This window comes from Lachnoclostridium phytofermentans ISDg (assembly GCF_000018685.1).
Taxonomy (GTDB): Bacteria; Bacillota; Clostridia; order Lachnospirales; family Lachnospiraceae; genus Lachnoclostridium; species Lachnoclostridium phytofermentans.
Genome location: NC_010001.1, coordinates 3454407 through 3480000, shown reverse-complemented (window position 1 = coordinate 3480000; position 25594 = coordinate 3454407). Strand labels below are relative to the sequence as shown.

General features: G+C 36.7%; 15 protein-coding genes, 1 tRNA gene and 1 rRNA gene (1 of these 17 running past the window's edge). 15 read left to right on the top strand and 2 right to left on the bottom strand.

What is annotated here, in order from left to right:
• The 8 genes from CPHY_RS14695 to CPHY_RS14660 all read left to right on the top strand — a co-directional run.
• Positions 1 to 1266, top strand: a 23S ribosomal RNA gene (locus CPHY_RS14695) (it extends 1650 nt beyond the left edge of the window).
• A gap of 79 nt (positions 1267 to 1345) precedes the next feature.
• Positions 1346 to 1417 (top strand) — tRNA-Glu (locus tag CPHY_RS14690).
• 377 nt (positions 1418 to 1794) lie between these two features.
• Positions 1795 to 3177 carry an aminotransferase class V-fold PLP-dependent enzyme gene (locus CPHY_RS14685; protein WP_012200855.1) on the top strand — a complete coding sequence of 461 codons (1383 nt, stop codon included), beginning with the start codon at positions 1795 to 1797 and terminating at the stop codon, positions 3175 to 3177.
• Between the two features lie 589 nt (positions 3178 to 3766).
• Positions 3767 to 4675: a chemotaxis protein gene (locus CPHY_RS14680; RefSeq protein WP_012200854.1), complete on the top strand. Its 909-nt coding sequence runs from the start codon at positions 3767 to 3769 to the stop codon at positions 4673 to 4675.
• A 32-nt stretch (positions 4676 to 4707) separates the two neighbouring features.
• Positions 4708 to 6576, top strand: a complete 1869-nt coding sequence (locus CPHY_RS14675) for a hypothetical protein (RefSeq protein ID WP_012200853.1) — start codon at positions 4708 to 4710, stop codon at positions 6574 to 6576.
• A 421-nt stretch (positions 6577 to 6997) separates the two neighbouring features.
• Positions 6998 to 7612 carry an imidazole glycerol phosphate synthase subunit HisH gene (gene hisH, locus CPHY_RS14670; RefSeq protein WP_012200852.1) on the top strand — a complete coding sequence of 205 codons (615 nt, stop codon included), beginning with the start codon at positions 6998 to 7000 and terminating at the stop codon, positions 7610 to 7612.
• Positions 7613 to 7620: 8 nt separating this feature from the next.
• Entirely contained in the window at positions 7621 to 8397 is a 777-nt protein-coding gene (hisF, locus tag CPHY_RS14665) for an imidazole glycerol phosphate synthase subunit HisF (protein WP_012200851.1), read from the top strand.
• A gap of 1 nt (position 8398) precedes the next feature.
• Positions 8399 to 9076, top strand: a complete 678-nt coding sequence (locus tag CPHY_RS14660) for a uracil-DNA glycosylase (RefSeq protein WP_012200850.1) — start codon at positions 8399 to 8401, stop codon at positions 9074 to 9076.
• 122 nt (positions 9077 to 9198) lie between these two features.
• Here the strand turns inward: CPHY_RS14660 and CPHY_RS20935 are convergent, their stop codons facing one another.
• Complete coding sequence (locus CPHY_RS20935; RefSeq protein WP_012200849.1) at positions 9199 to 11781, bottom strand: histidine kinase N-terminal 7TM domain-containing protein; 2583 nt, start codon at positions 11779 to 11781, stop codon at positions 9199 to 9201.
• Between the two features lie 169 nt (positions 11782 to 11950).
• Complete coding sequence (locus CPHY_RS14650; protein WP_198301357.1) at positions 11951 to 16249, bottom strand: acyl-CoA dehydratase activase-related protein; 4299 nt, start codon at positions 16247 to 16249, stop codon at positions 11951 to 11953.
• 275 nt (positions 16250 to 16524) lie between these two features.
• On the opposite strand from CPHY_RS14650, the gene CPHY_RS21975 reads away from it, so the two are divergent.
• The 7 genes from CPHY_RS21975 (at position 16525) to phoU (ending at position 25579) form a co-directional block, all read left to right on the top strand.
• Positions 16525 to 18276: a LysM peptidoglycan-binding domain-containing protein gene (locus tag CPHY_RS21975; protein ID WP_012200847.1), complete on the top strand. Its 1752-nt coding sequence runs from the start codon at positions 16525 to 16527 to the stop codon at positions 18274 to 18276.
• A gap of 439 nt (positions 18277 to 18715) precedes the next feature.
• Positions 18716 to 20557 (top strand): putative bifunctional diguanylate cyclase/phosphodiesterase, encoded by a 1842-nt coding sequence (locus tag CPHY_RS14635; protein WP_012200846.1) that lies wholly within the window; start codon positions 18716 to 18718, stop codon positions 20555 to 20557.
• Positions 20558 to 20914: 357 nt separating this feature from the next.
• Positions 20915 to 21832: a phosphate ABC transporter substrate-binding protein gene (locus CPHY_RS14630; RefSeq protein ID WP_408611177.1), complete on the top strand. Its 918-nt coding sequence runs from the start codon at positions 20915 to 20917 to the stop codon at positions 21830 to 21832.
• Positions 21833 to 22105: 273 nt separating this feature from the next.
• Positions 22106 to 23044, top strand: coding sequence for a phosphate ABC transporter permease subunit PstC (pstC, locus tag CPHY_RS14625; protein ID WP_049762501.1), 939 nt, complete (start codon positions 22106 to 22108; stop codon positions 23042 to 23044).
• Positions 23045 to 23067: 23 nt separating this feature from the next.
• Positions 23068 to 23952 (top strand): phosphate ABC transporter permease PstA, encoded by an 885-nt coding sequence (gene pstA / locus CPHY_RS14620; protein WP_012200843.1) that lies wholly within the window; start codon positions 23068 to 23070, stop codon positions 23950 to 23952.
• A gap of 4 nt (positions 23953 to 23956) precedes the next feature.
• On the top strand, positions 23957 to 24715 hold the full coding sequence (gene pstB, locus CPHY_RS14615) for a phosphate ABC transporter ATP-binding protein PstB (protein ID WP_012200842.1): 759 nt from the start codon (positions 23957 to 23959) through the stop codon (positions 24713 to 24715).
• A gap of 201 nt (positions 24716 to 24916) precedes the next feature.
• Positions 24917 to 25579: a phosphate signaling complex protein PhoU gene (gene phoU / locus CPHY_RS14610; protein ID WP_012200841.1), complete on the top strand. Its 663-nt coding sequence runs from the start codon at positions 24917 to 24919 to the stop codon at positions 25577 to 25579.
• Positions 25580 to 25594: the final 15 nt, after the last annotated feature.

Genomic DNA, 25594 nt, shown 5'->3' with positions numbered 1-25594 from the left:
TAAACCGACACAGGTGGATGAGGAGAGAATCCTAAGGCCGACGGGAGAAGCATTGTTAAGGAACTCGGCAAAATGACCCCGTAACTTCGGGAGAAGGGGTGCCTACGAAAGTAGGCCGCAGAGAATTGGCCCAAGCAACTGTTTAGCAAAAACACAGGTCTATGCAAAACCGAAAGGTGAGGTATATGGGCTGACGCCTGCCCGGTGCTGGAAGGTTAAGGGGAGAGGTTAGACGCAAGTCGAAGCTTTGAACTTAAGCCCCAGTAAACGGCGGCCGTAACTATAACGGTCCTAAGGTAGCGAAATTCCTTGTCGGGTAAGTTCCGACCCGCACGAAAGGCGTAATGATTTGGGCACTGTCTCGACAATGCACCCGGTGAAATTGAAATACCAGTGAAGATGCTGGTTACCTGCGCCAGGACGGAAAGACCCCATGGAGCTTTACTTCAGCTTGATACTGGGATTCGGTGCTGCATGTACAGGATAGGTGGGAGACTAAGAAGTAGGAACGCCAGTTCTTACGGAGTCGCTGTTGGGATACCACCCTTGTAGTACTGGATTTCTAACCTGTAGCCGTGACCCGGCTAGGGGACAATGTCAGGCGGGGAGTTTGACTGGGGCGGTCGCCTCCGAAAGGGTATCGGAGGCGCTCAAAGGTTCTCTCAGAATGGTTGGAAACCATTCGTAGAGTGCAAAGGCATAAGAGAGCTTGACTGTGACACCGACGGGTGGAGCAGGTACGAAAGTAGGACTTAGTGATCCGGTGGTATAAAGTGGGATTGCCATCGCTCAACGGATAAAAGCTACCCTGGGGATAACAGGCTTATCACTCCCAAGAGTTCACATCGACGGAGTGGTTTGGCACCTCGATGTCGGCTCATCGCATCCTGGGGCTGTAGTAGGTCCCAAGGGTTGGGCTGTTCGCCCATTAAAGCGGTACGCGAGCTGGGTTCAGAACGTCGTGAGACAGTTCGGTCCCTATCCGGCGTAGGCGTAGGATATTTGAGAGGAGCTGTCCTTAGTACGAGAGGACCGGGATGGACTGACCTCTGGTGTATCGGTTGTTCTACCAAGAGCATGGCCGAGTAGCCAAGTCGGGACGGGATAAACGCTGAAGGCATCTAAGCGTGAAGCCCCCCTCAAGATAAGATATCCCATAGCATAAGCTAGTAAGACCCCTTAAAGACGATAAGGTTGATAGGACAAAGGTGGAAGTGTGGTAACACATGTAGCTGATTGTTACTAATAGGTCGAGGGCTTAACCTAAAAGGTTTGTTTAAAAATTAGAGTATATCAATATGAGGTTTTGAGAGTACAATGGTACAAAAGGATAATTGTATTCTATGGCTCCATGGTCAAGCGGTTAAGACACCGCCCTTTCACGGCGGTAACAGGGGTTCAAATCCCCTTGGAGTCATTATAAAAGAAGGATCTTTTACAAATTTACTTTGTAAAAGATCCTTCTTCTTATCCGTACAATTTTGAAAAGAACTTCTCTACGCTTCTAAATATTTCTGATCTCATCTAGGATAAAACTTTTCACCTTTTATAAACATATTTGATTTCATCTAAACATCTTTTTTCAGAACTTCTAATTTTCCCTCAATATCTTTTCATAACCAATAAATTACAATTGATGGGTTAAAAAATATCGAATGATTTTGGATGAACTGTCATAGCAGGTAACAATTACCGAAACTTCACATATACATAAAATAAACTAACTTCCTCGGTAAATCATCACCCGTATTTAGGGGAACCTTACATTTGGAAAACAAAAAGGAGTAATCTGTTATGGATAACTTCCAATGTAATACCGCTATAAGTAATTCAAGCGATAATATACGTAATATGATGTTTGGGCTGGACGCGCTGGTTGAGCTTGATAACAATAAAATGGTACCTGCTATTAATTTAGATAATGCCGCTACTACTCCACCTTTTAAGGAGGTCATTCAAGAAATAGAGCGACAGCTTATGTACTATGGCTCCATCGGTCGCGGTAAAGGACAAAAGTCTGAAAATTCGACCGAGGTTTATACAAACGGACGAGATATCGTTAAGGATTTTGTTGGAGCAAACAGCGATATTTATACGGTTTTCTACATCAATAACGCGACAGATGGAATAAATAAACTTGCGTCAGCTTTTATCGAAAGCCCTGAGGACATCGTTCTCTCAACTCGCATGGAGCATCACGCAAATGATTTGCCTTGGCGCGAGCGTACGAAAACGGTATATGCTGAAGTAGATAAAAAAGGGCGGTTGATTGTCGATGATATAAAGAGGCTTCTTAAGGCGTATAACGGCCGAATTAAGTACGTTACAGTCACAGCGGCTTCCAATGTCACAGGTTATGTGAATGATGTGCACTACATCGCTAAACTCGCTCATCAATATGGTGCAAAGATCATTGTAGATGGCGCACAAATTGTCGCTCATCGAGCGTTTAACATGTTAGGGCAAACACTGGAAGAGAATATTGATTTTTTTGTTTTCTCAGCGCACAAAATGTACTCGCCTTTCGGCGGCGGTGCAGTGGTAGGGCTTACAGATGTGTTAAATAAGCATATAGCTAAATTTTATGGTGGTGGTATGGTAGAGGCGGTATGTGATTATTCAGTACGCTATTTACCAGCACCCGATCGATATGAAGCGGGTTCACCGAACTACCCAGGTGTAGTTGGAATGCTGAGAGCTATGGAAGTTCTTAAGTGTATTGGATTTGATTATATTAAAAACCATGAGCAGATACTTCTAAGAAGGGCACTGGATGGACTTATGAAACTTCCGGGGGTGATACTCTACGGTGATAATGAAAATATTGCTGATAGAGTGGGCATTGCTGTATTTACCCTTCGTGGCATAAAGAATGAAGAGGTAGCAAATTTTCTCGCAGGTTATCGTGCCATCGCTGTTCGCCATGCTGCCTTTTGCGCCCACCCTTATGTTCGCCGTCTGACAGGGGGTTCAGATACGTCGGGCTCATTTTGCTACCCCCTCGAAGGAATGGTGCGCATTAGCTTTGGAATATATAACAATGAAACTGATGTCGATACCTTTTTAGCAACGATTAAAGAATTACTATATAGTGAATACTTAAGACACTTCGCAAGAGTTAAAAATAATTCTGTTCAGTTATCAGATAGATTGTGCATACCATATGACCGTGCTTAATAATAAATCTATCGCTTGGCTGGTAACTACCGTACTTTTGAACCTACGCACTAAAAGCTACTGAATTATTAATTATTATTATTTAACCCATCAAGGAAGTCCCCCGCTTCGTAACGAAGCATGCTTCTCAAGCGAAGCGTAAGCGGGGGACTTCCATGTTTCAGTGGGAGTACAAGCCAAAATGTTTTGCCTATTCTTGCATTTTTATTATGCAGGATTCATAAATGGATGGAAGATATTTTGCCACTTACTAAGCGATATAACAAGGGATCTTAACTAATAATACTTAAGTCTTAGATGGGGTGCCAAATTTAATTTATTGCTAATCTAAATTAATTAAATAGCCGATAATTATAGGGTATAGCAATATTGTAATAGCTTTTATTGTAGCATTAAAATGGGAAATAGTGTCGTTTTGCATATGCAACGATTGAAATTTTGGACATTTTATCATATAATACCATATATATACACGTAAACAAGAAAAGTACGATCCATGAACTTTTCCTTGTCATCAATAAGGAAATAAAAACTTAAGTTACATATTTCCGAATGGAGCGAACTAACAAGAAGATATGGGGGTAAACCTATGGAAAACAATATTTTATTAGAAAGTGGCACAAACGAATTAGAAGTGCTCGAATTCACCATTGGTGGAAATAGCTATGGTATTAATGTGGCTAAGATTAAGGAGATACTTCCCTTTGTAAGCCCGACACCAGTACCTAACGCGTACCCTACAGTTGAGGGCATTTATATGCCTCGTGATTTTATCATGACAATCATAGACTTAAGAAAGACCCTAAACCTGCACCAGGAAACAGAGCAGGACGGTAAAGATATGATTATAGTAACAAACTTTAATAATCTACATGTTGGTTTTCATGTAAATAAAGTTTTAGGAATTCATCGTATCTCTTGGGGAGATATCTCAAAACCAGATGCTACATTAAGTCATGCTGGTATGGGAGTAGCAACTGGAATTATTAAAATATCAAATAAATTAATTCTTTTACTTGATTTTGAAAAAATAGTAGCCGATATAAGTCCTGAAACAAGTTTAAAAGTTTCAGAAATGGATTTATTAAAAAATAGAAGGCGTTGTGATTTACCAATCATTATTGCTGAAGATTCCCATTTACTTAATCAATTATTAGTCGACTGTCTTGCGAAAGCTGGTTATACCAATATCACTAGAACAGAGAATGGTAAAGAGGCTTATGACTTATTAGTAAAGTACAAGCAAGAAGGAATTGTTGATAAAAAGGTCTCGCTTATTATTACTGACATAGAGATGCCAGTGATGGATGGACATCACTTAACAAAGCTTGTTAAGGAGGATACAAAACTATCTAAAATTCCAGTTGTTATCTTTTCTTCCTTGGTAAATGAGGATATGCGTAGGAAAGGTGAATCTTTAGGTGCAAATGCCCAATTATCAAAACCAGAGATTGGACAATTAGTAGCTAAAATTGATGAGTTACTTTTAAGTGAATAATTACTACAAAATATAGGCTAGGTGGTGTACGATTGAATAGATGCAAGATATGTCATGCCGAAGTGAAGGATAATAGTGAATATTGCTTAAACTGTAAAGAGTTAGGTTTGGATCATTCGTATTTCAATACTCTATCTGAATCGATGGAAGCACTACATAATAGCGAAGATATTACTGGTATGGATGAAAATTATATACCTGAGGATTATAGTATATTTCAAACTGAATCTGAGGACTTAACAAACAACAAGGAACTTCAGTCTATGTTAAATCACAAAGTGTTTGAAGAACAGGAAATTCTTAAGTATTCTTCAAATAATGATGAAATAGAGAATGAAACTATGAATCCTAATTTCATACAAGATACGAAAGTTGAAAATGAATTAATTCAATCAGAAGATAAATTTTTATTAATAGAGGAACAGGATGCAATTAATTCAACCAAGCAGAAAACAGATTTTACACTGGAACAAGAATTAGAAGAAGATGAGTTTGATGATAGTGTAGAAAATCTAATAGCTAATTTATCACTATCTGAGATAGCTGCAACAACAGAAGAAGATATTTCAGAGAGAGAAAAAATGAATTTAAGTGATACACTAAACGATAATTTCGATAATAACAATTACAAACAAGCAGAGGGAGAATTTGAAGTGGGTAGTACGCCTGATTTTGATGGAAATCAAGATATACTTGATTTATTAAATGAAATAAATAGAACACCGGAAGACAATAGTCAAGAGGATTATGCTTCAGATGTACTTTCCATTGATGATTTCATGGACGATGAAGAATCTAAGGTAGACCCGATGTTAAGTCTATACAGTGAATCAGATGATTTGTTAAATTCATCGGTAAATGACATCGGTGGAATCTATCAAGATGCCCTTGGTGGGATTTCTGATTTAGAAGACGTAGGTATTGATGAAGAGTTACTTAAATTAATACCAGATATGCCTAATCAGGATGACGTCCAACCAAAAGAGATAGAGAATCTTGAAGTTAAATCAAAGAAAAGTAAAAAGTCTGAAAAAGTAAAAAATAGTAGGAAAAAGAAGAATCTATTTGCTCGTGCTTTCGGAAACGTAAAAGAGGAATACTCTGAAGAAGAAAAGGAGCAATTAAAGCAAGATATCATAAATGATGCTAAGGAAAAAGATGCAAAAGCCCAAGAATTAGAAAAAGAAAAAAAGGCTACTAAGGCAAAGAAAGATGCAGATAAGTTAGCAGCGAAAAAGAAGGCTAAGGATGATTCAATAAAAGCAAAACAAGCTAAGGTAGAGAAGGCGAAAGTTAAGAAAGAAGAAAAAGAACGACTCTCTAAAGAAGTACAAGAGTTAATTGATGAGATTGATGAAAATGAAGGTAGAATTAATCGAATTGGTGCATCTTTCGTATTTGCTTTATTTGCAAGTATTGCCTTATTTGTGGTCATAGGAACGAATGTTTATACCTATGTTGTAAATATTCAAAATGCTACAAAGAATTTCGATATGCAACGTTATAATGAAGCTTATAATCAAGTGTATGGATTAGATATTAGAGATGCAGATATTGAAATTTATGATAAGATAATGACGGTTATGTTTGTGAATAAGCAGTTAAACTCTTATAATAATTATTCTGCAATTGATATGTATCCACAAGCCTTGGATTCTTTACTAAAAGGATTAGAGCGTTACGATAAATATTATGATTTAGCAACAAAACTTGATATACAAACTGATTTAGATTATGTTCGAGATCGAATCATAAGCGAATTAAGTAGTAAATTTTATCTATCCGTTGATGAAGCATATAATATTATTAATAGTCCTACACAATTAGATTATAGTATGGCAGTCTATAATGTCATATTTGAAAAGCTTGATAATAAATTAGTTAGAAAATCTGAAAAGTAATTTACAATTTCTAATTAAACCAATCAAGGAAGTAGCGTTTTGTGAGCATAACTGACATGCGAATTACGAGTATAACAAGAACAGTAACCAGATTCTAAAAGAATAGGTTACTGTTTTTTTGTATGATTCTATGTAAAGTCCTTGGATATGATAGCTGTCAATTATGCACTATGGCTTGATAAAAAGTTATATTAATATGGCTCTGTGTCATTGAGGTGAGGTTCCTTTGGAGCCCGCTGGATACGAAATGCAGGATATTCTTTAAAAAATCAAATTTACTTCACTACCACTTTACCGAATTATCTTGAAATAATCTTTATTTTCAATTATGATATAAAAAAGAAAAATAATGATGTATTTTGTTCAGTACCTACGATATCCGTCAGAATGTCGTTTATAAAATAAAAAAGGATGTGACACAATGATAGCAATCATTGATTATGATGCAGGAAATTTAAGAAGTGTTCAAAAGGCTCTTCAGTTTATAGGAGAAGAGGTTGTTATAACAAGAGATCACGATGAGATTATGAACTCAGGAAAGGTAATACTACCTGGAGTAGGTGCTTTTGGAGATGCTATGCAAAAACTGCATAGTTATCATCTAATCAATACGATTAAGGAAGTAGCTGATTGTGGGAAACCTTTACTGGGAATATGTCTTGGGCAACAGTTAATGTTTGAAGGTAGTGAGGAGAGTGAAGGGATTGAAGGACTTGGTCTTTTACCTGGTAAGATTATTCGTATTCCAGAAGGGGGAGGACTTAAGATACCTCATATTGGATGGAATAATTTAAATATCACACAGGGAGATTCTTTATATCAAGATATCACAGGAACTCCATATGTTTATTTTGTTCACTCTTATTATTTAAAATCAGAAGATAGAAGTATAGTTGCTGCTACTACAGAGTATGGAACTCTAATTGATGCTTCTGTAGAAAAGAATAATATATATGCATGCCAATTTCATCCAGAAAAAAGTGGTGAGATTGGCTTAAAGATTCTAAAGAATTTTGCAAGCTTAGAAGAAAGGTAGGAAATGCAATGCATACAAAGAGAATTATACCGTGTCTAGATGTTCATAATGGTCGAGTTGTTAAAGGAACTAATTTTCTTAATCTTAGGGATGCTGGTGATCCTGTTTTAGTCGGTGCAGAATACGGCCAAGCAGGAGCAGACGAATTGGTATTTTTAGATATTACAGCTTCTTCTGATGCAAGAACAATTAAGTTAGATATGGTACGTAAAGTTGCCGAAACAGTATTTATTCCTTTCACAGTGGGTGGAGGTATTCGCTCCATAGAAGATTTTAAGCTGATTTTACGCGAGGGAGCTGATAAGATAGCAGTGAATACTGCAGCTATTATGAATCCAACCTTAATTAGTGAGGCAGCAGATAAATTTGGCAGCCAATGTGTGGTTGTAGCCATTGATGCAAAGTGTAGACCAGATAATAGTGGGTGGAATATTTACAAAAATGGTGGTAGAATAGATATGGGTATCGATGCTGTAGAATGGGCCATGAAAGCAAATGAACTTGGTGCTGGAGAAATCCTACTAACGAGCATGGATTGTGATGGAACAAAGAATGGATACGACTTAGAATTGACAAAACAGATATCAGAAAATGTATCAATTCCGGTAATTGCATCTGGTGGAGCTGGAACAAAGGAACATTTTTATGAAGCTTTAACAAGAGGAAAAGCGGATGCTGTTTTAGCTGCATCTTTGTTTCATTATAAGGAACTAGAAATTAATGATCTAAAAGAATACCTAAGAATGAAAGAAGTGAGCGTAAGATTAGAAGACAGGAGCTGTTAGAATGTCAATGATACAAAACGATTGGTTAGACTCTATTGGGGAGGAGTTTCATAAACCATATTACAAACAACTATACGATTTTGTGAAAGAAGAGTATAGCCAAACTACAATTTATCCCTTAGCAGAGAATATTTTTAATGCTTTCCATTTTACTCCATTAAGTAAGGTTAAAGTACTGATACTGGGCCAGGATCCATATCATAATGTCAATCAGGCCCATGGGCTTAGTTTTTCTGTATTACCGGAACAAAAGGATATTCCTCCTTCCTTACAGAATATTTATAAAGAACTACAATCAGATTTAGGATGTTTTATACCAAACAATGGATATCTTAAAAAGTGGGCAGATCAAGGTGTTTTATTATTAAATACAGTATTAACAGTAAGAGCACATCAAGCAAATTCTCATCAGGGAAGAGGATGGGAGCAGTTTACGAATGCTATTATTCAAGCCGTTAATCAACAAGATCGACCTATTGTATATCTTCTGTGGGGAAAACCAGCACAAAGTAAGATACCGATGCTAACAAATCCGAAACATCTCATTTTAAAGGCACCACACCCAAGTCCACTGTCTTCTTATCGTGGATTTTTTGGAAGTAAACACTTTAGTCAGACGAATGAATTTTTTAATGCAAATGGGTTGGAACCAATCGATTGGCAAATAGAAAATATTTAATTTTAGATAGGAATACCCCTCTGTACCAGTTGTTTAAGTACAGAGGGGTATTTAACGTTAAAATCGTATAAAAGTGCAGTAGAACACTTTCGTAATCATAATCAATTGGACTTAGTATATTATTATGAATATTCTTTTATAAAATTAGTAAAAGAAGATATCGCATTTTGATATTCCGCTTTAAAAGACGGATAGAGTTCTTCAATCTCATCAAAACATTGTTTGTGTCCAGACTCTTCTAATTTAAGTGATATTCGGGAAAGTTCAATTGCACCCAATGTTTTTGCAGCTGATTTTAAACCATGAACTACGGTGGTAAAGAGTAGGGCATCTCCTACGTCTTTTGCATTTGCCAATTGTTCTGTTGTAGTCCCTGCATCATGCAGAAACTGTTTTACAGCAGCCAAATAAACGTCTGTTTGATTTGCACAGTTGACTAAACCACTTTGGTAATCAATATTATCAAAATCTGCCACCTCTTGATAAAGTGGTTCACTTATCTTAGAACCTTGTAATTTTACTAGGGAGGATGGTAACCATCGTTTTAACAGAGCTTCTAAGTGACTGATTGCTATTGGTTTACTTAAGTAATCATTAAATCCACTAGTAAGGAACATCTCTTTATTACCAGAAATAGCATTTGCAGTTAAAGCAATAACAGGGACAGTTTGATAATACACGGATGACAAAGAGCGAATTTCTCTAAGTGTTTCCAAACCATCCATTTGTGGCATCATATGATCAAGAAAAATAATTTGATAGGTCTCTTTCTGAATAAGTTTCAGACACTCTGCACCACTTAATGCGACGGTTACGGAGATATCAAAAAGTTTTAGCAGACCACTAGCCACTTTTAAATTTAAACGATTATCATCGACAACAAGGGCTTTAACATTAGGAGCTGTAAATGGTGGTGTTATCTTATAAATTGCTCCTGGTTTTAAGGTAGATGAGGAATTTAGTTGATCTTGTGAATACACTTTTTGAGGTAAGGTGAATGAAAAATCACTACCTACTCCAAGTTCGGATTTAACCTTTATTGCTCCTCCAGCAGATTCGATAATTCTCTTACAAATGGTTAAACCGAGGCCAGAACCTTCTACCAAGACATCACTACCTACAGAGCCTTGTTCAAAACTATGAAAAATTCGTTTTTGATCATCTTTTGCAATCCCTAATCCAGTATCTCTTACGTGGAATATAAGTTGTGCAGTTTGAGTATCAAGATCAAAGCTACTTAGTTCTACTTGGAGGGAAATAGTTCCCCTTTCCGTAAATTTTACAGCATTATTCATAAGATTAATGAGAACTTGACGAAGTCGCAGCTCATCCCCATAGAAATACTTTGGTATCTGATCAGAAATCGATACTTGTAGAGAAACTGGCTTTGACATTAATTTTACTCCAATAATATTGATTACTTCATGTACAACGCTAGTTAGCTTATATGGTTCATCGACTAAGGTTAGTTTACCGGATTCTATCTTAGTCAAATCAAGAACATCATTAATCAGACTAAGAAGTGTTCCACCGGCATGCTTTATATTAAGAATATCGTTATGTAATTCAAAATCGGTATCCTTATGAAGAAGAATGTCAGTAAGACCAATAATGGCATTTAATGGAGTACGAATTTCGTGAGACATATGGGCTAAGAAAATACTCTTGGCAGAATTCGCTTTTTCTGCTTGTTCTCTCATCTCAATGAGATTTTTCATATAGTTATTACTTTCTGTAATATCGAAAATCCATGCAGAATGCCCAACAATATCATCGTTATAATAAATCTTATTAAGATGAGCGTTATAGGTTCGATTTTCTTTTTGAAACTCATAAATCTGGTTTTGATGGAATAAACAGTCCAGTTCATTGGATAGCTTGTTTAGGGGACTATTTAATACCTCTATCTTTAATTCGGGAAATAATTTCTTAGCAGCAGGATTAAAGTCTAGTAGATGAAAATCAGCATCGACAACAACCAATGCCTCATCCATAACTTCAATAACACTGTCTCTTGCAGTATGTATGATATCAAATAACTGATGGCGATAAATTGCAATTAATACTAACAAACCGGATATAACAAAACTTGCGGAAGAAGGATCATATTCCTTAAAAAAACTCATAAAATAGGAAGCGCAAGTAACACTTGGGAACAAACAAGCACCAACGAAATTTAGTTCCTGCCTTCTTCTTTCTTTTCCTTGTCTGAAGTAGTGAGAAATCACAATAAATAATATCATAAAATTGATAAGTAAAACTTCTGATTTAAATAAATGATAAAGAATTCCCTTAGTAAAGATAACATGAGGGAAAGAGCCTTCTTGAACGAATTGAACGTCAGTGTAGTAATAGGGATGATATTCACATGTAACTACTGCAATTAGAATAAGTGTATTAATCAAAAAGAGTAGACAGAATAACAATCTACTCTTTTTCAGTTTACAATAGTCAAATAAGAAGGATAAAAATAAAATATTCACATAAGCACTTCCAAGGTATTGGATTTTGATAGACATCATTGCAGAATCCAAAGTAGTACTTGTAATCTCAAGAGTATAGCCAAAGCATTGAACCAGCACAGCTGCGCACAAAGCTAAAAAGATAGCCTGTCCCCTAAATGGTTTCTTAACCAACAACACAAGGATTACCGTGAAGTTGGTTAAGAGAGCTATGATCTGGATAGCAAGCATGAGTGAATACATGATAATCTCCATTCTTGCGCACGTTCTTTGCGCAGTGTGAAAAATGATTTTTACACTTGAAAACATGCCTGTTTAGTAGTAGGCTGGAAGTTTGTGCCTGGAAGTTTGTGCCGAGGATTACACAGGTAGTAACTTCTGTTTGAAAGAACTTTGTTCTTTCAAACATTTTCTATTTTAGATTTTTTACAGCGGTTGCTAACATAAGTTTGATTCGATTTAATTGATTTACTTCGCTTGCCCCCGGATCATAGTCAACGGCAACGATATTTGAGTCTGGATAACGATGTCTAAGCTCCTTAATTACACCCTTACCAACAATATGGTTAGGTAGGCAGGCAAATGGTTGTGCACAAACAATATTTGGAACACCAGAGTTTATTAACTCGACCATTTCACTGGTTAAGAACCAACCTTCACCAGTCTGGTTACCTATCGATACAATCGGTTCAGCAAGGTCTGCTAGTTCATTAATGTATTTTGGAGGGTTGAAACGCTTACTTTCCTTAAATGCTTTTCTTGCTTCTTTTCTGGCGAACTCAAGAAAACGGATAATCATGTTATTGTAAAAAGCATCTATTTTCTTTTTACCTAGGTATTGAGCCTTAAAGTTTGCATCATAAGAACAGTATAAGAAGAAATCGACCATCTCAGGCATAACAGCTTCTGCACCTTCTGCCTCTAACAAATCAACCAAGTAGTTGTTTGCAGCTGGAAGGAACTTAACTAAGATTTCACCAACAATACCAACTCTCGGTTTCTTGATGCTTTCATCGAGTGGAAGTGTATCAAATGCTTCGATGATTCCACGACAGTTTTTGCGGAATTCTTTCCATTTACCATTCTGAACAGATTTTGCACAGATATCCTTCCAATGAGCATGTAACGCATTCGCGGATCCAGGAACTTGTTCATATGGTCTGGTACGATAGACTACTTTCATAAAGATATCTCCGTAAACAAGTGCTTGTACTGCGCGTACTATCATATCGTAATTAATCTCAAAGCCTGGATTCTTCTCTATTCCTGAAGTACTAATGGATACAACAGGTATCTGCTCAAAACCGGCTTTCTTTAACGCTCTTCGAATAAATCCGATGTAATTGGTTGCACGGCAACCGCCGCCTGTTTGAGTAATCATTACAGCAACCTTATTTGGATCGTATTTTCCAGAAAGAAGAGCATCCATAATCTGGCCTACAACCATTAAGGATGGGTAGCAAGCATCATTATTTACGTACTTAAGTCCAGCGTCAACCGCAGCCTTGTTGTCATTATTTAATACTTCAAGGTGATATCCACAGGAGTTAAAGGCAGGCTCAAGGAAATCAAAATGAATTGGAGACATCTGTGGAGCCAATAGCGTATAATCTTTCCGCATTTCTTTTGTGAACACGACACGGTGATAAGCAGGAGATTCTACTTTCGTTTCAATGTGCTTTCGATTACGATCACTTACTGCTGAGAGGAGTGACCTAATTCTAATTCTTGCGGCACCTAAATTATTGACTTCATCAATTTTTAGTACCGTATAGATCTTTCCTGCGGTTGCTAGGATATCACTTACACCGTCAGTAGTAACCGCGTCAAGTCCGCATCCAAAGGAGTTTAATTGTATTAGTTGTAGATTTGGCTGAGTTCTGACATACGAGGTAGCAGTATATAAACGGCTATGATACATCCATTGATCTACAACAATCATTGGCCTTTCAACAGTACCAAGATGAGATATACTATCTTCTGTAAGTACCGCAACTCCATACGAGTTAATTAATTCTGGAATACCATGATTTATCTCTGGATCAACATGATAAGGACGTCCAGCAAGAACGATACCCATGCGTCCAGTTTTTCTTAAATACTCCATCGTTTGCTCGCCTTGTTTTTTCATATCTTCTCTAGCTTCTTCTAATTCAGCCCAAGCAAGGGAAGCAGCAGCTCGTATCTCTGTTTCTGTAATTTTACTATTGGAAAAGTTATTCGTACATGCTAACTCACTTGTATAATCGAAGGCAGACTGAGAGGCCATTCGTTGCTCTGCAAGTAGGTATTCCACCAAACGATTCGTTAGTATCTCTTTATTCTCAAAAGAGAGGAATGGATTTTGATAACAAATATTTTCGGATTTTATTTCCTCCATATTGTTCTTTATATTCTCACCGTAAGAAGTTACAATAGGGCAATTATAATGGTTACCAGCATCAGGAATCTCTTTTCTTTCATAAGGTACACAAGGATAGAAAATATAAGGGATTCCCTGTTTAATTAACCACATAATGTGTCCATGTACGATTTTTGCTGGATAACACTCGGATTCACTTGGAATCGATTCAATACCAAGCTCATATATCTTTCTTGTAGAATCTGGAGAGAGTTCTACTCGATATCCCAGCTTGGTAAAGAAGGTAAACCAGAATGGATAGTTTTCATACATATTTAAAACACGAGGAATACCTACTACACCACGAGGAGCGAGGTCTTTCGCAAGTGGTTCATAATCCATATAGCGGTGGAGTTTATATTCATAAAGATTTGGAATATTATCCTTATTCTTTTCTTTCCCGACACCTTTTTCACAACGGTTACCAGAAATAAATTGTCTTCCACCTGTAAACTTATTAATTGTGAGCAGACAGCTGTTTGTACATCCTTTACAACGAGCCATACTTGAATCAAATTTAAGTTCGTTAATACGCTCGATTGGAAGCATCGTGGTTTCTTCCTGACTGTAATGCTCCCTAGCGATAAGTGCTGCACCGAAGGCACCCATGATACCTGCAATATCTGGGCGTATTGCTGTACAACCAGAGGTTAGCTCAAAACTTCTTAAAACTGCATCATTATAGAAGGTACCACCTTGAACTACAATATGAGAACCAAGATCTTTTGGATCTGCTATTTTAATAACCTTATAAAGCGCGTTTTTAATGACAGAATAGGCGAGACCTGCACTGATGTCAGCAACGGTTGCACCCTCTTTTTGAGCTTGCTTAACTTTAGAATTCATAAAAACTGTACAACGGGAGCCAAGATCAATTGGGTTTTTTGCAAATAAAGCAATCTTAGCAAAATCCGCAACTTCATAATTTAAGGACTTTGCAAAGGTTTCAATGAAAGAACCACAACCAGAAGAACAAGCTTCGTTTAGTTGTACGCTATCTACGGTACCACTTTTAATTTTAATACATTTCATATCCTGACCACCTATGTCTAGGATACAGTCTACCTTAGGATCAAAGAAGGCAGCAGCGTAATAGTGTGCTACGGTCTCAACTTCACCTTCATCGAGCATTAAAGCAGATTTTATTAGAGCTTCTCCGTAGCCAGTAGAACAGCTCCGGACAATGTTAGCATTCTCAGGTAATAATGTATAGATCTCTTTAATCGCTTTTATGGTAGTCTTTAAAGGGCTACCGTTATTATTACTATAGAAAGAATATAATAGGGAACCATCTTCACCAACAAGGGCAACCTTCGTTGTGGTGGAACCAGCGTCGATTCCAAGATAACAATTACCCTGATAGGTGGATAAATCACCTTTTTTTACAGTATGAGTGTTGTGTCTATGTAAGAACATCTCATAAGCTTCTTCATTATCAAACAGTGGATCCATTCGATGAACTTCAAAATCTAAAGAGATTCCTGTTGTTAAATGATTAATTAATGTTTGAAGTGAAGTGGTTACTTCTGGATTATGATTCATTGCAGAGCCGGTTGCAGCAAACAAATGGGAATGTTCTGGTGCAATTGTCTGTTCTTTCGTTAAATTAAGTGTACGAACAAAAGCATTTTTTAGTTCAGATAAGAAATGCAAAGGTCCACCAAGGAACGCTACATTACCACGAATTGGCTTACCGCAAGCAAGACCGCTAATCGTTTGATTCACTACAGCTTGAAAAATCGAAGCTGCAAGATCAGGCTTTGTCGCGCCTTCGTTAATTAAAGGCTGAATATCTGATTTTGCAAATACACCACAGCGAGCTGCAATAGGGTAAATCGCCTGATAGTTTTTTGCATATTCATTTAAACCGGCTGCATCTGTTTTTAATAGAGTAGCCATTTGATCGATAAAGGAACCAGTTCCTCCGGCACAGATACCATTCATTCGTTGTTCGATACCATTTGTAAAGTAGATTATTTTGGCATCTTCTCCACCGAGTTCAATAGCAACATCTGTCTGTGGTGCATAATCTTTCAAAGAGGTTGCTACTGCAACAACTTCTTGTACAAAAGGTACATTAAGATGCTTTGAAATCGCCAATCCGCCGGAACCGGTTATTACAGGTGCAACTGTAAGATCGCCAAGTGCAGATTTCGCACGAGTTATTAAGTCTGCTAGAGTACCTTGTATGTTGGCAAAATGACGCTCATAATCAGAAAATACCATTTGATTGTTGATGTCTAAAATTGCGATTTTTACCGTCGTGGAACCGATATCGATTCCTAAGGAATAGTTGGATTTTAACATAATAAACCTCTCGTTCTAAAACCATAGATAAGCTATCAATGATTTTTACATAATTAGCCATAATTTGGTGATAATCACAATATACCAATTACCTATTATACGACACACAGAACTTTAGTTCAACCGAATAATCCTTATTTTATAAAAGTTAACAAAATTATAACGAAATCTTTGCTATTTTCTAACTTGACAAAAATATAAGAATGTGACTACATATCATCACATAATAGAACTTTATTTCATATATTATCATGATACTATTTCTATCAAGGACTGCTATGGATCAAAAATCATGCAATGGAATTATTCACACGATTAAGTCCGGTGATACGTTATACAAATTAAGTGGATATTATAAGGTTCCACTGGAAGATATCATTCATGCTAATCCATATGTGGATGCACACAATCTTCAGATCGGGGAGTATATCTGTGTTCCTAATGCAAACACTGGAACACCATCGCCGGCAGCTCCAACGCCAACAACACCGATGACACCAAGAACACCAACGCCAACAAACCCGATGACACCAACAACCCCAACAACACCGATGACACCAAGAACACCAACGCCAACAAACCCGATGGTACCAACGACACCAATGTCAACGTCGCAGTCTTTTACTGATCCATCAGCATCGTTGGCGTATTCTTCATCTGGAAAACGTGTTACTCCTATGCCTGCCATCCCAAAGTCATCAACGCCAAGTAGAGCCCCGGAGAAGCCAGCTACATGTGAAGGTATGTTTCATGAGATTAGGCCTGGTGACACATTTTATAAGTTAAGTTTGCAATATAATGTTTCGATGGATGCGATTATTCGTGCAAATCCATATGTAGACGCATATAACCTTCAAATTGGACAGCGTGTATGTATTCCAGGTGCTTCAGCTCCAGTTAAACCTTCGGTACCGCCAGTTAAACCAGTACCACCAGTAATGCCTCCAGTAGCACCGGTACAACCAAGACCGGTACCATCGAAGCCAGCACCATCGAGACCAGCACCACCAAAGCCAGCACCACCAAAGCCAGCACCACCAAAGCCAGTACCACCTAAACCAGCACCACCAAAACCTGTACTACCAAAACCAATACCACCAGTGATGCCTCCAGCACCACCATGTGAAGATGGTATGTTATATACGATACAACCTGGCGATACGCTTTATAAGTTAAGCTTAGAATTTAAAGTTCCGCTAGCTCTCATTATGCGTGCAAACCCTAATATTGATGTTTATAATTTACAGGTTGGTCAGGAAATTTGTATCCCTAGAATTCCTGAAGAGGTTCCAGTGCCACCAGCACCACCAGTGAGACCAGTGCCACCAGTGAGACCAACTCCACCTATAGCACCAATACCACCAGTAATGCCACCGGTGCAGCCGTTACCACCAGTATCCCCAGCACCACCAGCACCACCGGTGATACCACCTCCGATTCCTACTCCAGTACCTCCAAGACCAATCATTCCACCGGTGCAACCAGCACCACAACCGGTACCTCCGGCTCCAAGACCTGAAAGACCACAAAGACCTCCTCTTCGCCCTATTTTCCCAATTATCAAGGAAGAGAATACTAACAATAACAATATTGTTATAATACCAATTATACCTGAGAGACCAGAGGTTGCACCAGTCTGTCCAACTTGTCCAGTCTGTCCAACGTGCCCAGTATGCCCAACGTGCCCAACGTGCCCAGAGTGTCCAACGTGCCCAGAGTGTGAAGTTCCAATTTGTCCAGTAGAACCAGAATGTGAAGTAGCTCCAGTCTGCCCAGTAGAACCAGAATATGAAGAAGTACCAACCTGCCCAGCGTGCCCAGAAAAGCCTGTTTGCGAAGCTCCGAGAAGAAGGAATACTATGATGTATACGGTAAAAGAATGCGAAACACTTGGAGATATTCTTGACTGTTTTGACATGACTTTAGATGAGTTCTTCTCGCTCAATGATGTATGTGATGTATGTTTAAAACCATGTTCAAAGGTTTGCGTATGTCAAAAGCAACAGGGACCTTGGAGAAGATTCTACTAAGATTTATGACATTATAATTCTTTAAATTACTATAGTTATTCTTAGGCTATAACAATTAGCTTAGCATTATTAGCTATTTCAATATCTTTCATTGAACAAGAAAAGTACACCTTGTAAACATTTTCCTTATAATGAATTAGGGGTTCCCAAGATATTTGGGAGCCTCTTTTCATGCGTCCGTTATGGGTGGATTTTAACGAATTATGAAAAAATATTCTTTCTAGCGAATTATGAAAAATTATGAAAAAATTTTCCTTCCAACTTGTTAGAATTTTCTAATTGTGTTATAATTTTATAGTATTCGACGAAATACAATAAGATATGCTAAGCTAAAGATATTAAAATAGCATATCAAGGGGAATGTATTAGAAATAAGTGGGTAACAAGAGCAATTACTTATAATAATATGGTAGGTGCATGACTTAAAAAGGAGGAACAAATGACCTATAACAAGGAAGTGTTAGGAACGCAGTTTACCTTAGAATTATCGAGCTATGCCTTGGACATTGTAAGCAGAGTAAATGATGTATCGGAAGCCATTTCCCTTCTTTTAAAAAAGGTTGGGGAAAAATTTTCATTAAGTCATATTACTGTGTTAGAAAAGCAACGAAATTTGCCATGCTTTATGGCAACATATGAATGGTATACATCTGAGATTGAGCCAATACGGAATCATGTCATTACCTTTTCTGAAGAACAGAAAAATATTTTTTTAGAACGTATTGACCAATCAGAGGAGATATTTACTTATGAAGAACTCAAAGAAATGAAAGAAGCAAAGAAAATGATATCTACTATGAAGCAAAACAAAGCGGATAACATGATATTATGTGCTCTGAAACAAAATAATAAATTTATTGGATTCATAAATTTTGAAACAAGGAATAAGATAGAAAGTTTCTCTGAAGAGGAGCTTAGTGCTTTTTTACAGACGAAACGAATTCTTGAAAACTTTTTTCTAGTATGTAGAGCTAATCAAGAGGCACAAAAACGCATTGAGCAAGTTACTTTATTCGATCCAGTAACAGGGCTAATGAAGTACGATTCCTTTTTAGAGCAAGCGGAGTTAATTTATAAAAATGATTCCAATAATCAATACATAATGTTTTATGCAGATATTACTAACTTTAAGTACTTTAATGAAACTTACGGATATGCTGCAGGAGATGAAGTATTACGTTTATTTAAACAACATTTTCTGTCACTCAGCTCAAGTTACATTATTGGTTGCCGCATCTTTTCAGATTATTTTATTGGAATGACTGTTCTGAAAGAGCCGTTAGTCGAGCGAAAATTAATTCAGGAAATACAGATGATAAACTATAGCTTTCAAAAAAAGATACAAAGTATTTATCCGGAATCCTCAATTCATATTGTTTCGGGAGTCGTTTTGATTGATAACAAGAATTTAGATATTCAAACCTATATTGATAATGCGAATCAAGCCAGAAAAATAGCGAAATACAATCGAACAATTTGTGTTATCTTTAATAAAGACATGGAAGCAGAACGAAAAAAATACTATCGGATTACAAGTATTGCAGAGGAAGCTTTAAAGAATGATGAGTTTTATTTTGAATTACAACCGAAGATCGATTTGAAAACTAAAAAAACGGTTGGGGCGGAAGCGTTGGTTCGTTGGTCACGTCAAGACGGAACCGTAGTATATCCAAATGAATTTGTACCAATCTTTGAGCAGAATGGTTTCATTACAAAGTTAGACTTTTATGTCTACGATAAAGTATGTGAATATTTGTTACATAGAATTAGTCATGGAAAAGAGGTTGTTCCCATCTCGGTGAATGTTTCAAGAGCGCATTTAAAGCAAGATAATTTTGCGAAAAAAGTAATTCGCTTAGTTGAGCAACATCGAATAGCTCCAGAATATCTTGAATTTGAACTGACAGAGAATATCTTTTTAGAAAATTCAGAGCAAGCCAAAGAAACGTTAATTGAATTGAAGAATTATGGATTTAAGGTATCGATGGATGATTTCGGCTCAGGATATTCTTCTTTAAATCTATTAATGAATCTGGAGTTTGATATTTTAAAGTTGGACAAGGATTTCCTGACTGATAATATAATTTCAAAAAAAGAGGAAGTAGTAATTAAAAGTATCATAAGAATGGCGAAGTTAATGAATATGACTGTCCTTTGTGAAGGAGTTGAAACAAAAGAACAGGTCGATTTTCTAGAACGGATACAGTGTGATATGGTGCAAGGTTATTATTTCGGAAGACCAATGAAAACCGAAGCGTTTGAAGAGTGTATCTGTTCGTAGTGCTAACTATAAAGGATTTTTTTAATATTGTAATATAGAAACGGGATACCAAATGTATTAAGGGAAAAGCCTTAATATCTGGGGTATCCCGTTTTTTTATCCCTGGTAAAGAAAAGTCCACGAAGCAAGCTTCTTCTTATCTATAAGTAATTGCTATGTAATGAAATAGTGGATAAGACACTATATACTACTTATTTTTATGATTTTTATAAAAAATAATATTCTGTAATTTTACATAGATTTCACACAACTTATACAGTACTATGATTGTTTGTATAATTTATGTGTGATAAATTAAAACTGTAAACAGGATAGAAAAAAAATAAAAGCCATGAAAAAAGGAGATTATGTATGATGATGAGAAAATTTATGAAGAAAGCAGCAATTGTGGCATGTTGCGTAGCATTAATCGGAGGAGTACTTACCGGTTGTAGTAAAAGCGATAATAATAAGGATTTAAATAATTCAAATTCAAATAATCAAGGTGCAACAAACGAACCTACAAAAGCAGAAGATAACAAGCAAGGAAACAAAAAATTAAGCGGATCTATTATGTTAGTAGGCTCTACCTCTATGGAGAAGTTAAGCAGAGCAGTAGCAGAAGATTTTATGAGTAAAAATGGTGGTGTAATAGTAACACCTGAATTCGTTGGTTCTGGTGCAGGTATCGAGGCAGTTTTAAAAGGAACCGCGGACATCGGTAATTCTTCTAGAAATTTGAAAGATGCGGAGAAAGAAGCCGGAGCAGTTGAAAATATTGTAGCAATCGATGGTATTGCTGTAGTACTTGATAAAGCGAATACAGTAACAAACTTAACTAAGGACGATTTAATTGGTATCTATACAGGTACTATCCGTAATTGGAGTGATTTAGGTGGCAGTAATCAACCAATTGTTGTTATCGGTAGAGAAGCTGGTTCAGGTACAAGAGGAGCTTTTGAAGAAATCTTGAAAATTGAAGATCAGTGTGCATATGCAAACGAGTTAGATAATACAGGAGCTGTTATGGCAAAGGTTGCTTCCATACCTGGTGCAATCGGATATGTATCACTTGATGTTGTTGATGATAGTGTAAATGCTGCTTCTTTAGATGGTGTAGCTCCTACAGCAGAGAATATCAAAGCTGGTGATTACTTCTTAAGCAGACCATTTGTTATGGCAACGAAAGGTGCAATCAGTGAACAAAGTGAATTAGTTCAAGCTTTCTTCGATTATATGTATTCAGAAGATGGAAAAGCAATCATTGAAGCGGTAGGTTTAATTTCCATAGATTAAGAAGAGAATAAGAAGATAAAGTATGAAAAAACTTATAGAAGAAAATTAAGAAGATAATTAGGAAGAAAATAATAGGAAGAAAATAATAAGAAGAAAATATTAAGAAGAAATATAAGAAGAAATACAAAAAGAAATAAAAAGAAATAAAAGAAGAAACAATAAGAAATTCAATGGTTGCATAGGAGAGTACATCCTATGCAACCAAGTACTTAGGTTTAGAAAGCTATAGAAAGAGGAAAGCAGTGTATGAAAGAAAAGAAAGATGATAAAGCAATGCCAGTAAGTAGTTCGATACATGGCGGGATGTATCAAAAAGCTACTGATAGAGTAGAAAAAGTAGCGCATGGTATTTTTATTACTTGCGCTTTTGCTGCTGTCCTTGCAGTAGCATCAATTTCACTCTACATGATTATTAATGGTGTACCAGCAATATTTAAGGTAGGTTTAAAAGAAATTCTGTTTGGTACCGTATGGAAACCTACAGCAGCAGAACCTAGCTTTGGTATCGCCTATGTAATTTTAACTTCCATCATTGGTACGCTTGCAGCGATTTTAATTGGTGTGCCAATTGGCGTAGGTACCGCAGTGTTTTTAACTGAAATCGCTAGTAAAAAAGTAGCAGCAATCATAACTCCAGCGGTAGAATTACTAGCAGGAATTCCGTCCGTAGTCTATGGTTTACTTGGTTTACTAATTTTAAATCCTCTCATGTACCAATTAGAACTGCATATATTCAGAGATTCAAAAGCACATGTGTACACTGGTGGCTCCAACTTAATATCTGCGGTTTTAGTATTAGCAATCATGATATTACCAACCGTAATTAGCATTAGTTCTTCTGCACTACGTGCTGTCCCAGCTTCTTTAAAAAATGCTTCCTTAGCAGTAGGAGCTACTAAAATGCAAACAATAACAAGAGTATTACTTCCTGCAGCTAAGTCTGGTATCGTAACAGCGATTATTTTAGGTATCGGACGTGCGATTGGTGAAGCGATGGCGATAAGTTTAGTAAGTGGTAGTGTTGTAAATATTCCACTTCCATTTAATTCGGTACGTTTCTTAACAACAGCGATTGTTAGTGAGATGTCCTATTCTCAAGGAACTCATCGTCAAGTCCTCTTTACAATCGGCTTGGTATTATTCGTGTTTATCATGATTATAAACCTTTCCTTAAATAGAATTCTTAAGAAGGGAGGAAAGGTTGAAAGATAGGATATTCTTTCAACTTAACTAAAATGGATAGAACAACTAGTATTTGTGAGAAAAGAAGAAAATCAAAAGATACGATTCTAATCGGTTTTACCCTCCTCTGCGCAGGAATCGCCATTGCATTGTTTGTTGGTATTGTAGCATATGTTTTCTTTCGAGGAATCAAAAGCGTTAACTGGGAGTTTCTTACGACTGCACCAAGTGCCATAAAAGGAACCTTCGGTATCGCAGGAAATATTATTAATACTTTGTACATTGTCATTTTAACCTTATTATTAGTAACACCTATTGGTATCGGTGCAGCGATTTATCTGAATGAATACGCAAAGCCTGGAAAAGTGGTTCGATTAATTGAATTTACTACGGAGACATTAAGTGGTATCCCATCCATTATCTTTGGTTTATTCGGAATGGTATTTTTTGGAACTACTCTTGGATTATCTTATTCCTTATTAACAGGAGCCCTAACCTTAAGTTTAATGGTGCTTCCTCTTATTACAAGAAATACTCAAGAAGCATTAAAGACGGTTCCAAAAAGCTATCGTGATGGTGCTCTTGGTATGGGATCAACAAAATGGCATATGATTAGAACAATCCTATTACCATCTGCAATGCCAGGGATTATTACTGGTATCATTCTTGCCACAGGAAGAATTGTCGGAGAGTCCGCAGCTCTTTTATTTACCGCAGGTAGTGGATACTTATTACCGAAACTTGGTGAATATGGGGAAGGGTTATTTACGAAGGTAACTGGGCCAGGTGGTACATTAACCATTCAGCTTTACCTTAGTATGACAAAAGCAGAATATGACCAAGCATTCGGTATCGCTGCTGTTTTGTTAACGATAGTTTTAGGTATTAATATTCTAACAAAAGTGTTAGCACGTAAGTTTGACGTGAATCGGAGGTAATAAAGTGAGTAAGGATAAGATTATAACAAGAGATTTACAATTATATTATGGAACTAATCATGCGCTAAAAGGAATTAATATGGATATCAAGGAGAAATCGATTACCGCTTTTATAGGTCCTTCCGGTTGTGGTAAGTCAACATTTCTTAAGACATTAAACCGTATGAATGATTATGTGGATGGAATTAAGATTACGGGTCAGATTCTTCTTGATGGTGAGGATATCTATGGAGAACGAGTAGATACTACCTTACTTCGAAAAAAAGTTGGTATGGTATTTCAGCAGCCAAATCCATTTCCTATGAGTATTTATGATAATATAGCTTATGGACCAAGAATCCATGGAATAAAAGGAAAAGCAGAACTAGATGAAATTGTTGAGAGATCCTTACGTGGAGCAGCATTGTTCGATGAAGTAAAAGACCGTTTAAGAAAATCTGCTCTTGGTTTGTCTGGCGGACAGCAGCAAAGACTATGTATTGCTAGAGCGCTTGCAGTAGAACCAGAAATTTTATTAATGGATGAACCAACATCAGCACTCGATCCAATCTCAACATTAAAGATTGAGGACTTAATGAGTGATTTAAAAGAAAAGTATACCGTTGCTATCGTTACACATAATATGCAACAAGCAGCACGTATTTCTGATTACACAGCATTTTTCTTAGTTGGAGATATGGTTGAATTTGCTGAAACAGAAACATTATTTACTAGACCTACAGATAAGAGAACAGAGGATTATATTACAGGTAGATTTGGCTGATAAAAGAATATGGGTAAAATTGAAAAAGTATTTTCAATGAAAAAGTATTTTCAATGAAAAAGTATTTCCAATGAATAAATATTTTGAATAAATAAAATATTTTGAATAAATAAAATATTTTCAATGAAACATATTGCGATAACGTACTAATATGATATCATAATTAGTAGGCACAATAGCCCTGAATGGAGGATAATCAATATGGCACCAAGAGTAAGTTTTGAATATGAGTTAACAATATTAAATAACAATTTAAGAGATATGGGTACTTTAATTGAATCAGCGATTGATAAAGTAATCAAAGCTTTTGAAAATGAAGATGGAACACTAGCAACGGAGATAATTCAAGGAGACCGTACCATTAATGATATGGAACGAGTAATCGAATCAAGATGTCTCTCTTTAATTCTTCGTCAGCAACCGGTAGCAAAAGACCTAAGAATTGTGACTACTGCTCTTAAGGTAGTAACAGATATGGAACGTATCGGAGACCACGCTGCAGACATATCAGAATTAATACTTCGTAATATCAAACAAAATACGTATAGTATCGTAAAAGCAATACCTAAGATGGCGCAGGTAGCAAAAGAGATGGTGCATGATGCGGTAGATGCATTTATTTCCTGCGATACAGAGGCAGCAAGGGTTACCATAAAAAAAGATGATATCGTCGATGACTTATTCAATGAAGTAAAAAGTACTGTCATTGAAGCAATGAAAAATAGTGGTGAAAATGCGGATAGCTATATTGACATTTTAATGATTGCAAAGTACATGGAGAGAATTGGGGACCATGCCGTAAATATCTGTGAGTGGACAGAGTTCCATGAAACTGGTTCCCTTAATAATGTACGTATTTTATAAGCGGTGAAGGAATGG